Origin of the sequence: Pseudomonas neuropathica, assembly GCF_015461835.1 — a bacterium.
Classification (GTDB): Bacteria; Pseudomonadota; Gammaproteobacteria; order Pseudomonadales; family Pseudomonadaceae; genus Aquipseudomonas; species Aquipseudomonas neuropathica.
Genome location: NZ_JACOPX010000008.1, coordinates 292,469 through 308,504, shown reverse-complemented (window position 1 = coordinate 308,504; position 16,036 = coordinate 292,469). Strand labels below are relative to the sequence as shown.

Annotated in this window: 12 protein-coding genes; all 12 read left to right on the top strand. The window is 58.7% G+C overall.

From position 1 onward, the window contains the following. The first annotated feature begins 14 nt into the window (after positions 1–14). The 12 genes from H8F23_RS14165 to H8F23_RS14110 all read left to right on the top strand — a co-directional run bounded on the left by H8F23_RS14165 (position 15) and on the right by H8F23_RS14110 (position 16,036). Positions 15–2,396: a fimbria/pilus outer membrane usher protein gene (locus H8F23_RS14165; protein ID WP_324187887.1), complete on the top strand. Its 2,382-nt coding sequence runs from the start codon at positions 15–17 to the stop codon at positions 2,394–2,396. A gap of 29 nt (positions 2,397–2,425) precedes the next feature. After that, positions 2,426–3,160: a fimbrial biogenesis chaperone gene (locus H8F23_RS14160; protein WP_194934770.1), complete on the top strand. Its 735-nt coding sequence runs from the start codon at positions 2,426–2,428 to the stop codon at positions 3,158–3,160. Beyond that, positions 3,157–4,179 carry a fimbrial protein gene (locus tag H8F23_RS14155; RefSeq protein ID WP_324187886.1) on the top strand — a complete coding sequence of 341 codons (1,023 nt, stop codon included), beginning with the start codon at positions 3,157–3,159 and terminating at the stop codon, positions 4,177–4,179. Before H8F23_RS14160 ends, H8F23_RS14155 begins: the two co-directional genes overlap by 4 nt. A 115-nt stretch (positions 4,180–4,294) precedes the next feature. After that, complete coding sequence (locus H8F23_RS14150; RefSeq protein WP_194934769.1) at positions 4,295–5,482, top strand: EAL domain-containing response regulator; 1,188 nt, start codon at positions 4,295–4,297, stop codon at positions 5,480–5,482. A gap of 149 nt (positions 5,483–5,631) precedes the next feature. After that, positions 5,632–6,258 carry a response regulator transcription factor gene (locus H8F23_RS14145; RefSeq protein ID WP_194934768.1) on the top strand — a complete coding sequence of 209 codons (627 nt, stop codon included), beginning with the start codon at positions 5,632–5,634 and terminating at the stop codon, positions 6,256–6,258. Next, positions 6,259–9,894 carry a transporter substrate-binding domain-containing protein gene (locus tag H8F23_RS14140; protein ID WP_228759229.1) on the top strand — a complete coding sequence of 1,212 codons (3,636 nt, stop codon included), beginning with the start codon at positions 6,259–6,261 and terminating at the stop codon, positions 9,892–9,894. It abuts the gene before it with no gap. Positions 9,895–10,024: 130 nt separating this feature from the next. Then, positions 10,025–10,438, top strand: a complete 414-nt coding sequence (locus H8F23_RS14135; RefSeq protein ID WP_225919925.1) for a DUF4398 domain-containing protein — start codon at positions 10,025–10,027, stop codon at positions 10,436–10,438. Positions 10,439–10,448: 10 nt separating this feature from the next. Next, entirely contained in the window at positions 10,449–11,222 is a 774-nt protein-coding gene (locus tag H8F23_RS14130; RefSeq protein WP_095124838.1) for an OmpA family protein, read from the top strand. Between the two features lie 229 nt (positions 11,223–11,451). Then, positions 11,452–13,644, top strand: a complete 2,193-nt coding sequence (locus H8F23_RS14125; RefSeq protein WP_194934767.1) for an autotransporter outer membrane beta-barrel domain-containing protein — start codon at positions 11,452–11,454, stop codon at positions 13,642–13,644. A gap of 166 nt (positions 13,645–13,810) precedes the next feature. Further along, entirely contained in the window at positions 13,811–14,221 is a 411-nt protein-coding gene (locus H8F23_RS14120; RefSeq protein ID WP_194934766.1) for a hypothetical protein, read from the top strand. 73 nt (positions 14,222–14,294) lie between these two features. Next, positions 14,295–15,503 (top strand): EAL domain-containing response regulator, encoded by a 1,209-nt coding sequence (locus H8F23_RS14115; RefSeq protein WP_194934788.1) that lies wholly within the window; start codon positions 14,295–14,297, stop codon positions 15,501–15,503. Positions 15,504–15,592: 89 nt separating this feature from the next. Next, positions 15,593–16,036 carry a chemotaxis protein CheY gene (locus tag H8F23_RS14110; protein WP_194934765.1) on the top strand — a complete coding sequence of 148 codons (444 nt, stop codon included), beginning with the start codon at positions 15,593–15,595 and terminating at the stop codon, positions 16,034–16,036.

Here is a 16,036-nt window from a genome sequence, read left to right as displayed (position 1 = left end):
GTTATTCAAACGCTGTGGAGTTTAATTCGGAGTTCCTGAATATCGATAAAAACGACGATATCAGTCTCGGACAGTTTGCCCACGCCCAATACACTGTGCCCGGTCGTTACTTGCTGGATATCACCGTCAATCAGCGTTATTTCGGCTCACGTTCGATCGAGTTCAAGAGCGGCGCCAACCCGGAAGAAAGTTACGCTTGTCTGCCCGAAGACCTGGTGGCGACCTTTGGTCTCAAGCCTGCGTTGCTCAAAAGCCTGCCGCGTCTGGCTGAGGGGCAATGCGTGGATTTGCGTGGCATTGAAAATGCCTCGATCAAGTACATGAAAAACCTTGGACGTCTGTCGATCAGCCTGCCGCAAGCCTCGTTCGAGTATGACGATCCCAACTACATTCCGCCTGCCGCCTGGAGCGACGGGCTCAACGGCGCGTTGCTTGATTACCGAGTGATCGCCAACAGCCGTGAAACCAATACGCCGTCCGGCGATTCGCGGTCATTGCAAAGCTATGGCACGGCCGGGGTCAACCTCGATGCCTGGCGCATCCGCGCCGATTATCAGGCGCGGCAAGAGTCAGGTAGCCAGAATAATGATCCCCACGGCGAAGCGTTCCAGTTGAACCGCTTGTACGCCTATCGCGCGTTGCCATCGATACGTTCGAAGCTGTCGGTAGGAGAGGATTATCTGAACTCCGATGTGTTCGACACCTTCGCCTTGCGCGGTGCGACCCTGAGCAGCGACGACCGCATGTTGCCGCCGAACCTGCGCGGTTATGCGCCGCTGATCAGTGGCGTGGCGCGTACCAACGCGACCGTCACCGTGTCCCAGCAGGGCCGTGTGTTGTACTCGACCACGGTGACGCCGGGCGCGTTCAGCCTTCAGGATCTCAACAGCAGCGTGCAAGGCACACTGGACGTGACCGTGCGCGAAGAGGATGGCAGCGAACAAACGTTTACCGTAGCCACCGCCGCAGTTCCGTTTCTGTCCCGTGAAGGCGAGTTGCGTTACAAGGTTTCCGCCGGCCAGCCGCGCCTGACCGGTAACGGCGGCACTGAGCCTGAGTTTGTCGCCTCGGAAGCGGCCTATGGTCTGCCAAGGGACTGGACGATCTACGGTGGCGTGCTGGCTGCCTCGGGTTATCAGTCGAATGCCATCGGTATCGGCAAGGACCTTGGCGTATTCGGCGCAGTGTCTGGTGATGTCACCACGTCTCGGGCGAAGCTGCGCTGGAACGGCGAAACCGTGGCCGGCAACTCTTACAGAATCAACTATTCCAAGCGTTTTGACGCCATTGGCACCGACCTGCGGTTTTTGGGTTATCGCTTTTCCGACAAGACCTTCACCAACTTTTCGCAGTTTGTCGGCGATGCCGATTCCTATGCGATGAACTCGGGCAAGCAACGTTATTCGGTGACCCTGGCCAAGCATTTTTCCTGGTTATCGACGAGTTTTTCCTATGACCATTCGACTTATTGGGATGCGCCGGCAGCCGATCGTTTCGGCATGACCGTGGCGCGCAGTTTTTCTCTTGGCAACGTCAGGAATATCACCGCAAACCTGTCGGCTTACCAGACGCAAAACAGTCGGCAGAATGACTCGCAGATCTACCTCGGTGTGACGGTGCCACTGGGGGGCAATTCGATGGCCTCCAGTAACCTGCAGCGCTCGGGCTCCGGCGATTCGTCCGCCAGTGTCGGCTACAGCCATGACGACGGCGAAGGCGTGAACTATCAGGTGTATGGCGGCGTTGGCGACAACCGCTACGTCAACGCCTATGTCGGTAAACGCGCTTCGAGTTACCGCGCCAATGCGTCGGCCTCCACCGATGGCAGCACCTATCGCTCGCTGACCGGCGAACTCGACAGCTCGCTGGTCGCGACCCGGTATGGCGTGTCGGCCCATGCCAATGGCACCAGCGGCGATACGCGTCTGCTGGTGTCTACCGATGGCGTGCCGGGCGTGGCCTTCACCGGGCAGACCCGCACCAACCGAGACGGTTATGCGGTGATGGATGGTTTGCCTTCGTTTCAGGCGTACGAAGCGCGGGTCAACGTCGAAAAACTGCCGCTCAACACCGAAGTGTCCAACCCGATCCAGCGTCTGGCGCTGACCGAGGGGGCCATCGGCTACGTCAATTTCGCCACGGGGCAGGGCCGCAACGCATTTGTCGTATTGACCCGCAACGACGGTAAACCGGTGCCTTTCGGCGCATCGGTGCAGGACAAGAATACCAACCGGGAGGTGGGCATCGTCGGCGAGGCGGGCGTCACTTATCTGTTGGGCATCAAGGTCGGGGCTGAACTGGTAGCGCGTTGGGATGACGCCGGCCAATGCAGTCTGGCCAAACTCCCTGAGGAGGACGTGGTGAGCAATATCGCCAAGCCTGCCCAGTGTCTGTAACCGCGTCTTCCAATAAACCCGGAGTCATCATGTCTCGTTTTGCCTTGTTTACTGCTCACCGTCTGTTTCTGGCCGCGGCCCTTGGTCTGCCGCTGTTGGCCAGCGCCGCTGTGGTGCCGGATCGCACCCGTCTGGTGTTCGAGGAAAGTGCACCATCGGTCAGCGTCACAGTCAGCAACAAAAACCCGCAACTGCCGTTCATTGTGCAGTCATGGATCGAGAACGAGAGTGGCCAGAAAGTCACCTCGCCTTTCATGGTCCTGCCACCGTTGCAGCGCATCGAACCGAATGAAAGCAGTGTGCTGCGTATCGTGAAACTGCCCGAACTGGCGCTCCCGGCTGATCGTGAGTCAGTGTTTTATCTGAACATTCGCGAGATCCCGCCGAAAAGCCAGGCGGTCAATTCGATGCAGATTGCTTTGCAGTCAAAGATCAAGCTGTTCTATCGCCCGGCAGCGGTGAAGCGTGAGCGTGGCGAAGACCTCGCGCTGGGCCTGAACCTGAAAATCGACCCGGCGGCGAAACAACTCATTGTCGATAACCCGACACCGTTTCACATCACCGTGGTCGGCCTGTTGGCCGGCCCGGAAAAAACCAGAATGCCGATCGATACCGTGATGATCGCGCCACGCGGCAATGTGCGGTTTGCCCTGAGCAACACCGCGTTCAGCACCTTGCGGGTGTCGAACATGAATGACTTCGGTGGCCAGTCCGATACGTTGTTCAACTGCGTGGCGAACGTCTGCAAAGGCGTGAAACCGTGAACCTGTTTACTGCACTGACTCGACTGGCCGCAGTCGCGGTGCTGATGGCTGTGTCGCAGTTGGCTTCGGCGATGGTCTGCAAGTCGCTGGACGGCGGCAGTTACCTGAGCGAATACATTGGTCCAGTGTCGGTGCCGGACACCGTGCCGGACGGTACGATCATCTGGCGCTCGAAAACCCATGTGGTGCCAGCCGACTGCTGGAAACTCTTCGACATCCATTTCAGGGAAGACGACCCGATCTACTTCTACGGCAATCCGGCCGGACTCAATGCCACCCCGTGGGGCATCGAATTCGGTCTGGTGTATCGCGGCGTGACAGCCTGGGACGGCGACTGGAGTTCCAACCCGACCCAGGGCGTGAACAGCGGATTCGTATCTCGTGGTTGCCCGGACGCAACCAGCGGCGCCGACATGCTCAGCTGTTCGCGGGTGACCCCAAGCATTGCGTTTCAGGTGGTGATCCGCAAACGCGGATTGCTACCGTTGCAGCGCCCTTCGCAAGACACCTACGACGTGTTCCAGTTCGACGGTCTCTATGGCTTGAACGGCGGGCCGAGCAACCCGGCGGGCAACTTCCGTTTTCAACTCACCGGGTTGCAGAACATTGTCGGCACTGCGTGCACGGTCGACGTCACGGTGACGCCGGAGCCGGGCATTGTCGATTTTGGCGTGATCCAGAAAACCACCACCGGTTTTTCCCCGCCCAATCCGACGCGTCCCTTCAGCCTGGCCCTGGAGAAAAAGTGCAGCAGCGCGATCAACATCGGTGCGACGTTCGTGACCGGCAATCAGCAGGGTCTCTACAACATCCTGCCTTCCGCCGGCAGCCAGTTCGGCATTCAGGTGCGCGATGCCCACAACAATCTGGTGCAGATCAACGAGCCTTTCCCTCTGGCGAATTTTCCGGCGGACGTCAGCCATATCGATGTGCCGTTCAGTGCATCGGTGGTGTCGCTGGGCAATCCCGAGGTCGGACCGTTCGAAGCGATCATGGTTGTGCAGATCGTTTACTACTGATGACGCATTATTCTCTGGGAAATTTCCTACATTGAGGCAGGATAAGTCCTGCGTTCAACCCTGCTGGCGCAGTCCACTATCCGGTCTCCCGGGTCAATTGAGTGATTAAAGGAAAATGACCTCTCCACGTATTCTGGTGCTGGAAAATCATGAGTTTGCCCGCAACGTGCTGGTCAGGATGTTGCAACGCCTGAGCGTGCGTGACGTGCTGCAAGCACCCGATGCCGAGCAGGCCATGGTGCAGATGCACCTGCAGGGCGGGGTCGATATCGTGATCTGCGACCTCACTGACCGGGGCCTCGATTGTCTGGAGTTTTTGCGTGTTGCCTGCCACAGCGGCATGGTGCGCGGGGTACTGCTGTGCTGCGAGTTACCTCCGGAGCTGACGCGCGCCCTGGGGCAAATGGCCTCGCTGGCAGGTTTGCAATTGCTCGGGGTGCTGAGCCGGCCGGTTCAACTGCGTTCGTTGAACCGCCTGTTGTATCGCTATAAACGCGGGCGGATACCTCCCTTGCTGACACCGTTAAGCAATGAACTGCCGGGTGAAGATGAAGTGCGTCGCGGGCTGGCGCTGGGGGAGTTTAGGGCGTGGTTCCAGCCGCAATTTCAATTGCATGGCGGCGCGGTGATCGGTGTCGAGGCGCTGGTCCGTTGGCAGCACCCGGCGCGCGGTACGTTACTGCCCTGTGACTTTCTCGCCGCTGTGCTGGCATATGACCTGACCGATCAGATGTTCAAGCAGTTGCTCGAACAGGGCCTGAGCCTGCTGGGCATTTTGCGCCATCGCGGCATGACTCTGCAGTTGGCGTTCAACCTGCACGCTTCACAACTGACTGACAGTGCATTGGTGGAACATATCAAACGGGCGCTGGAGCGGCACGGGTTCAACGGATCGGTTCTGATGCTTGAATTGGCGGAGAACGGTTTGCTCGATTGCCCGCCCGGCACTCAGGAGAACCTGGTGCGTTTGCGCCTGCTCGGCTGCGGATTAGCGGTCGACGATTTCGGTGTCGGGTTTTCCTCGTTGAAGCTTATGTGTCAGTTGCCGTTCACCCAGATAAAACTCGACGGACGTTTTGTCCAGCACCTCGACCGTCAACGCAACCGGACGATGGTCGCCAGTACGAGGGTGCTGGCTCGTTCGTTAGGAATGGATCTGGTGATCGAAGGCATCAGCAGCCCGAAGGTGCTTGAGCATGTGCGCGAGCTGGAGTGCGAAATGGGTCAGGGTTATTACCTGGCCCGCCCCATGAACGGACATGACCTGCTGCAGTGGCTGGAGAAGCCGGAGGGCGGGCGCTGATCGTTTGTGCGGCGCCGTACGGTTTTTCAAGAATTTTCCTACACTCCTGTGGTGCTCGTGTATGTTCGACACGTGAATCATCTGGACTGCTGTCCCATTGTTGTTTGTGGCGTTGCCAAGTAGTTGATCAACGTCTTACAGGGGTTCTTATGTATAAAGCGATCATCGTGGACGATCACCCGTTCATTCGCTCTGCGGTCAGGATGCTATTGAAACACGAACATTTCGAGGTCGTCGCGGAAGCGGACAATGGTGCCGATGCTGTGCAGCTGGCCCGCGAACATACCCCCGACCTGATCATTCTGGACATCGCCATGCCCAAGCTCGACGGCCTGGAGGTGATCTCGCGTATCCGCGCGCTGAACCTGTCTTGCAAGGTCCTCGTGCTGACGTCGCAGTCGGCACAGTTCTATTCCATGCGCTGCATGAAGGCTGGCGCAGCCGGCTACATGTCGAAAACCAACGACCTCGACGAGTTGGTCAAAGCCATCAAGGTGGTGATGGACGGCTATACCTTCTTCCCCAATCTGGCCAGCAGTTCGGTGCGCCGCAGCGATGCCCAGGCCACCGATCTGGAACTGATCCAGAGCCTGTCGGATCGCGAGTTGACGATCCTGCAGCAACTGGCCAAAGGTTTGAGCAACAAGGAAATCGGCGAAGCGATGCTGTTGAGCAACAAAACCGTCAGCACCTACAAGACGCGTCTGATCGAGAAACTCAACGTCAAGTCGGTGGTGTACCTCGCCGATTTTGCCAAGCGCAACAACCTGCTCTAGATGATTACTTTCGTCAGAAATTGCCTCGCCGCTCTGGCACTGTTCGGCTCAATGTCGTTGCTGCAGGCCATGGCCGCGACGCAGCCCGATACATTGCAATTGCTCGGTCGATCGGATGTCGACGAGTACGCCGTGCCACTCGATGAGCCGGACTGGAGCTGGTTGCGCCGCAAGGGGCGTCTGTTGCTCGGCGACAGCAGCCCTGATTACGCGCCTTTTGCGATCACCGGCAACGGCAATGATTACGAAGGCCTGACGGCCGATTACGCGCAACTGGTCGAGCAACTGCTGCACGTCAAGGTCGAAGTGCGGCGTTACGCTTCGCGTGGGGATTTGCTGGCGGCGCTGAAGAGCGGTCAGATCGATATGATCGGCACCGCCAACGGTTTTGAAGCAGCGGATCCCGACCTGGCGATTTCTGCGCCTTACGCCGACGATAACCCGACCCTGGTGACGCGCATTGAAGAGAGTCACAACCTGCCGGAAGACCTGGCGGGCAAACGGGTGGCAATGCTTTATCACTACCTGCCACCGGAAACGGTCAAGGCGTTTTACCCTAATGCCAGTGTGCAACTGTATCCCTCGACACTGTCGGCAATCGGTGCCGTGGCATTCGGTCAGGCTGACGTCTATCTGGGCGACCTGCTCAGCTCCAATTACCTGGTCAAGAAGAACTACCTCAACAACGTTCAGCTCAGCGATTTTTCGCGCATGGAGACCCAGCCCTTCAGTTTTGCCGTGACTCGGGACAACACCCGGTTGTTGCGTATTCTCGATGCGGCATTGAACGTGATTCCTGCTGAGGAACGCATGAGCATCCGACGGCGCTGGAGCGTCGGCGGGGTGGCCATTCCCGGCCAGCACCGGCTGCATTTCAGCGTCAACGAACAGCGATGGCTGGATCACCATCCGCGCATCAAAGTCGCGATCAACGAGAACTTTCTGCCGTTGACCTTTGTCGATGAAGCGGGAAAGTTTCGTGGCATCAGTGCTGATGTGCTGGCCAAGATCAGCCTGCGCACGGGCTTGCAATTCGATATGCAGCGCGTTGATTCGGTGGGCGACCTGATCGGTGAGGTCACCAGCGGCAAGGCCGACATGCTCGCAGCCTTCACTCCAAGCACTGAACGCGAAGGCGAATTGCGTTTCACCCGGCCGTACCTGATCAACCCGTTTGTGCTGGTCACGCGCCGTGACAGCGAGCCTAAGACGCTCGATCAACTGTCCGGCAAACGCCTGGCGCTGATCCGTGGCAACGTCTTGCGCGAGTACCTCATCGAACAATTTCCCACCGTGCAATTGGTGCCGGCAGGTAATGCTGCCGAAGCCATGGAAATGGTCGCGGTGGGCAAAGTTGATGGTGCGATCAACTCGCTGGTCAGTGCCCGCTATATGATCTCTCGTCAATACAGAGACACATTGCAGGTCACCAGCACCGTTGGCACTCAGCCGGCACGTATTGCACTGGCGACCAATCGCGGTGCGTTGGAGCTGTACTCGATTCTCGACAAGGCCTTGTTGAGCATCAGCCCGGAAGAAATGGACGAGCTGACCAACCGCTGGCGCAGTGAAGTGGTGGTGGATGACAGTTATTGGCTGCGCAATCGCGGCATGATCATTCAGGGCTTCGTGATTGCCGGCGTGTTGTTGCTGGTGGCGTTGGGCTGGATTGCCTATCTGCGTCAGTTGATGCGCAAGCGCCGTCAGGCGGAAATCGCGTTGAACGATCAGATGGAATTCATGCGCGTGCTGATCGACGGTACGCCGCATCCGATCTACGTGCGCGATCGCGAAGGTCGCCTGGTGATCTGCAACAGTGGTTATCTGCAAGTGTTTGGTACCGAGCGCGAAGCGGTCATCGGCAAGTTGGTCACGGACGGCGTGCTCAGCGATATGCAGCAGGCACAGACGTTTCAGGATGATTATCTACGGGTGATGGAGGACGGCTTGCCGAGCATCCAGGACCGTAGCCTGAATCTGGCGGACGGCCGCGCGCTGACCATCTACCACTGGATGCTGCCGTATCGTGGCAGCGACGGTGCAGTCAACGGCATGATCGCTGGCTGGATCGATGTCAGCGAGCGCCAGCATTTGTTGCAGGAACTGCAGATCGCCAAAGACGTGGCCGATGACGCCAACCGCGCCAAGACCACTTTCCTGGCAACCATGAGCCATGAGATCCGCACACCGATGAACGCCATCATCGGCATGCTCGAACTGGCACTGAAAAAAGCCGATCAAGGTGTGCTGGATCGCTTCGCCGTTGAAGTGGCCTCGGGTGCGGCGCGGAGCTTGCTGGATCTGATTGGCGACATTCTCGACATTGCGCGGATCGAGTCCGGACGCCTGTCGCTGGCTCCGGAGCGCGCCAATCTGCGTGAACTGGTGGAATCGGTCGCGCGCATTTTTGAAGGCTTGGCGCGGCAGAAACAGCTGCGTCTGCAACTGGATCTGGACGCCCTGAGCAATGTCGATGTGTTGATCGATCCGCTGCGCTTCAAACAAGTGCTGTCGAACCTGTTGAGCAATGCAATCAAGTTCACGGACGCAGGGCACGTAATGTTGAGTGTGCAGGTCGAAACCGGCAGCGATGAGCGACTGAGTCTTTGCCTGCGCGTAAAGGACAGCGGTCGCGGCATCTCGCTGGCAGATCAAGCGCAGTTGTTCACGCCGTTTTCCCAGGCGGGTAATCATGGCCAGTCCGTCCAGGGCGGTTCCGGATTAGGCCTGATGATCAGTCGCACGCTGTGCGAGATGATGGGCGGCAGCCTCACGCTGACCAGCGAGTTGGGGCAGGGTACACAGATCGAGGTGCGGTTGAATCTACCGACACTCGACCCTCTGGACGCCGCGCCGGTCGACGAAAACCAGGCACTGCGGGCCAGTCACTGTCTGAATATTCTGGTGATCGACGACTACCCGGCCAACCGCCTGCTGTTGTCACAACAGTTGAGTTATCTGGGCCATCGGGTGACGGATGCCGAGGACGGCGCCCATGGCCTGCGTGCCTGGCGCAACCAGACGTTCGACGTGGTCATCACCGACTGCAACATGCCGATCATGAATGGCTACGAACTGGCACGGGCGATCCGCGATGAAGAGGCCGCGCGAGGTTTGCCGCGCAGTCTGGTTTTGGGGTTCACCGCCAATGCGCTGGCCGAAGAGAAGGATCGTTGCGCCGAGGCCGGCATGGACGACTGCCTGTTCAAGCCGATCAGCCTCAAGGATCTGAACCTGCGTCTGGCGGCCGTCGTTCCACGACCGCGTTCGCCCACCGAAGAACACGGCGAGGGGGCTGTTACCGGTGACATCGATCTGGGCAGCCTCGAACAACTGACGCGCGGTGATCCTGCGTCGATCAACAGTCTGTTGAGCGATCTGGCCACGAGCAATGCACAGGACATGGCCAAACTGATGCGCCTGTTTACCCAGCACGATATGCCCGGGCTCGCCAATCTGGCCCACCGGGTCAAGGGCGGCGCACGCATTATCAAGGCGCACTCACTGATCCAGGCTTGTGAAGCGCTGGAAGTTGCCAGCGAAGGTCTCGACACGCAGGTTCTGACCGAAGCGGTGGATGCCTTGCAGCAATCGATGGAGCGTTTGGCGGCACAACTGGATGAGCGTCTGGCGTAGCAACCTATTTCCATTTTCCCTGTCGTTCTTGCGAATTTTCCTACATTCGTCACTGGCCCTCTGTCGCTAACGTGCGGTGGTCTCGGCATACAGCCGAGCTCACTTCACTGGTTAACATTTGGAGCTGTTGATGACCCTTCCACGTATGTCTTCCCGTGCACGATTGGCCGTCTGTGGACTGGCCGTTGCTGCGGCGTTGAGTGCCTGCGCCAGCGCGCCGCTGCCAGAGCAACAGATCAGCTTGTCCAAGGACGCGGTCAACCGTGCGGTGTCGGCCGAAGCAACCCAATACGCACCTTTGGAAATGAAGGCAGCGCAAGACAAGATGTTCCAGATGGAACGCGCCCTCGGTGAGAAAAACTACCCGCAAGCCAAGTTGTTGGCCGAACAGATCGAAGCCGATGCCAACCTTGCCGAACGTAAATCGCGCGCTGTGAAATGGCAGAAACAACTGGCTGACGCGCGCAATGGCATTCAGGTGCTCAAGCAGGAAATGCTGCAAGACCCGGTCACCGGTTTCAATCCGCCAGCCAGCGCTCAATAAGGACTTGTTCATGTCGAATTTCAAACTGTTGCCCATCGCTTCGCTGATCGCTCTGACACTGGCCGGTTGCGCCACGCCGCCTGAAAACCCGCAACTGCTGCAAGCCCGCGAACAGTTCGCGGCGCTGCAAAACAAGCCGGAAGCCAACACCCTCGCAGCTATTGAAACCAAGTCTGCCTTTACGGCGTTGAACGCAGCCGACCAGGCGTCGCAGAAGGACCGTCAGGCACCGCAAGTCGATCAATTGGCCTATCTGGCCAGCCAGAAAATCGCCCTGGCCGAGCAGACCATTGCCGGCCGCCAGGCCGAGGCGGGTCTGAAGAAAATCGACGCCGAGCGTACTCAGGTGCAACTCGACGTGCGCACTCAGCAGCTCAAGGCGCTGCAAGCGATGAAAGCGCAGAAAACCCAGCGCGGGGAAGTCGTGACCTTCGGCGACGTGTTGTTCGACACCGGCAAGGCCGATCTCAAGTACGGCAGCCAGCGCAACTTCGAACAACTGGCGCAGTATCTGGCGGCCAACCCTGAACGCAAGGTGCGCATCGAAGGGTTTACCGACGATGTCGGCGGTGACGATTTCAATCAGCGTCTGTCGGAGCGGCGCGCAGACGCCGTGGCTTTCGCGCTCAAGCAAATGGGCATCGGCGCTGATCGGCTGATCACCAAAGGCTACGGCAAGCAATTTCCGATTGCCGATAACGGCAATGCCCGCTCCCGTCAGCTCAACCGTCGGGTGGAGGTCATCATCTCTTACGGTTCAAGCGTGGTCGGTGCACGCGGCTGATGACCGATCAAGCGAGCCTGCAACGGGCTCGCTTTCTTGCATCTGAGCATGGGTCAATACCGATCAATGCTCTTGGGAAATTTCCTACAAAGACAAGGAAAAATCCTACTCAGAAAATCCCTTCGCTTCTCTAAATTACCGGTTCCCCGAGTGCGAACCGGTTCCCTCAAGGTTCTGACTCAACTCGATTTACGCCGTTGCCCAAGAGGGCGCACGTGAGGTTCTGTTGATGAAAACCTGTTCCCCGTTGTTCCAGCGCCACCCTGTCGCCGTTGCCGTCGCCGTTGCGTTTTTGCTGCCACTGCATGCCAGTGCCTATACCCCCTTAGTCAATGGCGGGGCGGTGATTTATGACGAAAGCGTCACCACAGGCCTTCAATCGATCGGAACCAACGGCACAGCCCATCGCACCACGGTCAGCGGTAGTGGGACGCAGAGCGTATTTCAGAACGGTGTGACCTACGACACCGTGGTGGACGGTGCGACACAGAACGTTTCCAGTGGCGTCAGTCATGGCACGGTGGTCAATAACGGCGGCACACAACTGGTGGGCACCAGCGGAATCGCCAATGACACCGTACTCAATGCCAGTCAGCAGACCGTCACGCGTTCCACGGCCAACCGCACGCTGATCAATGCGGGCAGCGTACAGACGCTGGATGTCATGGCGATTGCCAACGATAGCCAGGTCGGCGCCGGCGGCACACAAAACCTGATCAATATGGCGGTGGCCAACGGCAGCGTGATTGGAGCTGGCGGTGAGCAAACCCTGCGCCGCGGCTTGCTCGGTGGGGCGGTGGCCAACGACACGCGCGTTCTAGGCGGTACGCAAAGTGTTTACGACACCGGCACGGCCAACAACAGCACGGTCAGCAATGGCGGTCAGGTCAATCTCTACACGGGCGCCCGTGCCAGCGGCTTGGTAGCAGACGCAGGTGGCACGGTGAATGTCATGGAGAACGGCGTGAACACGGTGGACTCGCTGACCCTCAATGGCGGGCGTCTGGCGTTCGCGCCGGGCAGCGACGGTACGTTCAAGACGCTTACGGTCAATGCTCTTGCCGGTAGCGGCAGCATTTTGATGAATACCGATATCGCCAATCAGCGTGATGATTTGCTGATCGTGCAAGGCGCCGGCATGGCCAGTGGTAATCACACGCTGATCGTCGGCGATAGCGGTAATGAACCGACGACCTCCGATGGCCGCTTGCTGTTGGTCGATACGAACGGCGGCAGCGCGAAATTCGCCCTGTATGGCGGCCACGTCGATGCGGGTGCATTCCGCTATACCTTGCGCCAACAGGGTGATGACTGGGTACTGGCGAGCGGGGGAGCGATTCCGGTTGATCCGGTAACGCCAGTTGATCCCGGCAATCCGGTGGATCCGGTAACGCCAGTTGATCCCGGCAATCCGGTGGATCCAGTGACGCCAGTTGATCCGGTCAATCCCGTGGATCCGGTTAGCCCTGTGACGCCGCCACCGCGCCCGATCGACCCGGCGCCGGAAAACCTGTCCAAAGGGGCCAACGCCGCCATTGCCGCGCACACCGCCGGCGCCAGCCTGTGGAACGCGCAGATGAACGCTTTGGTCAAGCGCCTCGGCGAGTTGCGCATGGGCGAGGATGACGGTGGTCTGTGGACCCGCGCCATCGGCAAGCGTTTCGATGTCAGCGAGCATTCCAGCCGCGCCTATTCCCAGGACGTCAGCGGTCTGGAAATCGGTGCCGACAAGGCTTTCGCAGTGGACAGCGGCAAGATTTATGTCGGTGGCATGGTCGGTACTGCGCGTTCCGATCTGGGTTTCGGCGAAGGGGCGTCGGGCGATATCGACAGCCGCATGTTCGGCATTTACGCCACCTACCTCAATGACAATGGCGTCTACGTTGACAGCGTCTTGAAGTACAGCCGTTTCGATACGGACATCAAAACGCCGAACAATCTGGGGCAAGCGGTAAAAGGTTCCTACAGCACTAATGGTGTCGGTGCTGATATCGAGGTTGGCAAGCGCATCAATCTGAAGGATGGCTGGTTCGTCGAGCCGCAACTGGAAATCACTGCGACCCGCACCCAAGGGGCTAGTTACACCGCCAGCAACGGTCTGCGCGTCAAGTCCGATGATCTGGATTCACTGCAAAGCCGTGTCGGTTCGCTGTTCGGTCGCAGCCTGGAGCTAAGCAATGGCATGAAGGCCCAGCCGTATGTCAAAGCGTCGTACATCACCGAGCATGCCGGCAGTAGCAAGGTCAGCGTCAATGGCAACAAACTCGATGCCGAGCTGCCGGGCAACCGCGTCGAACTCGGCTTCGGCGGCGTATTGCAGGTCAGTGAGAAAAGCAAGATATCGCTGGATGCCGAGTACGCCAAGGGCAATGGCATCGAACAGCCATTCGGAGTGAGCCTGGGGTATCGCTACCTTTGGTGAGGCGGGTTGCCACGTCGGATCTTCCGACGTGGCGTTGTTCTTCAAAGGGCGTCGGAGATTTCTTGGTATTTTTTCAGACTCGTCCTACATGCTTTGACGACTGTTTTGCCTAGTGTGTCGCCTCTTACGCCGCGAGCGGCGACCTTTTCTACCTCTGTCGAAACCAATGTCCTACAAAAGCTGGCGAATTCTGATTGCCGACGAGCAGCCTGCGTTGCACGCCCGAATCAGCAAGACCTTTAAAGAACTGGGCTGTCGCGAACTGACGCGGGTGCACTCCTTTCGTGAGCTGTTGGGCGTGACCCATTACTCCAGCGAGCCCTTCCAGCACTTTGACCTGATGATCATCAACGCTGGGTTGATCGCCGCCGCTGGCGTGGATTGGGTGCGGTTCTTTGCAAGCAATGCACAGATTCGCCACGGCGTGATTCATGACACCGTTCGCGGCCAGCCGCAGGCTCAGACAATTTTTGCCAACCACCGACGACAGTTGATGCTGATCCGTACCCCGGACCGGCAAACCCTTGGCCCTTTGCTGGAGCACCTCGATGTTCAGGAACAATCCCACAACCGTTGAGACCTCTGCTGGCGAGTCGAATACGCGATTGGCCACGACACAGCGTGCTCCCGGCATCGACGACTCAATCGCCGTGCCTGCTCTGCCGCTGCGTGTGTTGGTGTTGGAAGACCATGCGTTCCAGCGCTCGGTGGCGGTCAACATGCTGCGTACGCTGGGTTGTCGCGAAATCTTCGAGGCCAGTGACGGAGCTCAGGCGCTGGCGCTCTTGCAGGAAGTCGGCACCGTCGATGTCGCCCTGTGCGATTTGCAGATGGAGGGGATGGACGGGCTGGAGTTTCTGCAGCGGGTGGGGGCCTCGGGGCAGGTCAAGTCGGTGATCATCAGTAGTTCGCTGTCGGCAGACCTGCGTCGTGCGGTGCATCAGATGGTGGCGTTGCTTGGCCTCGATCTGCTGGGCGATGTGGGCAAGCCGCTGCATGTTCAGGTACTGGCGAATCTGCTGGACAAATACCTCGACAGACCCGCTCTGGCACAGCCAACGACCGCTGCCGTGACGCTGGCCAGTGAGGCGGCGGTTCGCCAGGCGTTGGCGCAGCAGCAATTGCAGGCCTGGTATCAGCCCAAATTCAACCTGCAGACCGGTGAGGTCTGTGGCGTAGAGGTGCTATGCCGCTGGCTTCACCCGATTCACGGCATCCTTTCACCCGCGCTGTTCATGCCTGTGCTGGAGCGTTGCGGGTTGCTCGACGAATTGCTGTTCACGCAGATCGAGCAGGCACTGGGTGTACAACGAAGTGCCCACGCGCAGGGGGTTACCCTGAATGTTGCGTTCAATCTGCAGGCTGTTCAATTGGCCAATGCTCAGCTCACCGCCACGCTGAAAAGCCTGCTTGCGGAGCAGGGCGCTTGTGGCTCGGGCCTTACATTCGAATTGACCGAAAGCGGCCTGCTCGAGGCCCCGGCCACTAGCCTGGAAAGCCTCGTCCGCCTGCGAATGATGGGCTGTCGTCTATCGATCGATGACTTCGGCGCCGGCTTCTCATCTTTGCAGCGCTTGTGTCAGTTGCCGTTCAACGAGATCAAGCTCGACGCCGAATTCATCCGCAATCTTGAGCACGAACCGCGATGCCGGGCGGCGATCAGCAGCACGCTGGCGTTGGGAGAAACCCTCGGCATGAGCGTGGTGATCGAAGGGATCGAGACCGATGCACAGCGCCGTGAACTGTTGGCATTGGGCTGTTCCCAAGGGCAGGGCTATTGGTATGCGCGGCCGATGTCGGGGGCTGATTTGTTGCTTTGGTTGCAGCAGCACGGTGATCGGCGTGACTCGGATAAGTGAACCTTCTTTTAGGAAAAGTCCTACAGAACCTGTCGTGTGGCTTGCGTAGTCTTGCCGCACCCAGAAACCGTGACACCGGGAGATTGAACATGATCAATAAAGCCCTGCGCATCCTGATTGCAGACTCGCAGCATTTCCATCGGATGAAAATCGAGCGTCTGTTCAACAGCCTCGATTACTACCGCGTGGCCCCGGTGCAAAGCCTCACTGAACTGTTGACGCTGGTGGACTACGGTTGTGAGCCGTTCGATGTGGTGGTCATCAACGCCGAGCTGGCGGCGCGTTCGCTGGATCTGCTGGGGTTTTTCCTTGATAACCCGCAGATTCGTCAGGCGTTGATCTACAACGAAGGCACGGCGCCGTTGCAACAGACCTCGGGGTTCGCTCAGGAGAATGTGCAGATCAGTCATTTGATGTTGCCTTCAAAGCAGTCGATCAGTCAGTTGATGGCGCTGGTCGATGTGCCCGCAAAGCCAGGTAAACCGGTCGCTCACAAGCCACACCCGGTGATGCAGTACGTTGCGCATGCATAA

What these genes read in the sequence shown, in the direction of transcription:
- H8F23_RS14160 (WP_194934770.1), top strand. Translation starts at nt 2,426, where the DNA reads ATGTCTCGTTTTGCCTTGTTTACTGCTCACCGTCTGTTTCTGGCCGCG.
- H8F23_RS14150 (WP_194934769.1), top strand. Translation starts at nt 4,295, where the DNA reads ATGACCTCTCCACGTATTCTGGTGCTGGAAAATCATGAGTTTGCCCGC.
- H8F23_RS14145 (WP_194934768.1), top strand. Translation starts at nt 5,632, where the DNA reads ATGTATAAAGCGATCATCGTGGACGATCACCCGTTCATTCGCTCTGCG.
- H8F23_RS14140 (WP_228759229.1), top strand. Translation starts at nt 6,259, where the DNA reads ATGATTACTTTCGTCAGAAATTGCCTCGCCGCTCTGGCACTGTTCGGC.
- H8F23_RS14135 (WP_225919925.1), top strand. Translation starts at nt 10,025, where the DNA reads ATGACCCTTCCACGTATGTCTTCCCGTGCACGATTGGCCGTCTGTGGA.
- H8F23_RS14130 (WP_095124838.1), top strand. Translation starts at nt 10,449, where the DNA reads ATGTCGAATTTCAAACTGTTGCCCATCGCTTCGCTGATCGCTCTGACA.
- H8F23_RS14125 (WP_194934767.1), top strand. Translation starts at nt 11,452, where the DNA reads ATGAAAACCTGTTCCCCGTTGTTCCAGCGCCACCCTGTCGCCGTTGCC.
- H8F23_RS14120 (WP_194934766.1), top strand. Translation starts at nt 13,811, where the DNA reads ATGTCCTACAAAAGCTGGCGAATTCTGATTGCCGACGAGCAGCCTGCG.
- H8F23_RS14110 (WP_194934765.1), top strand. Translation starts at nt 15,593, where the DNA reads ATGATCAATAAAGCCCTGCGCATCCTGATTGCAGACTCGCAGCATTTC.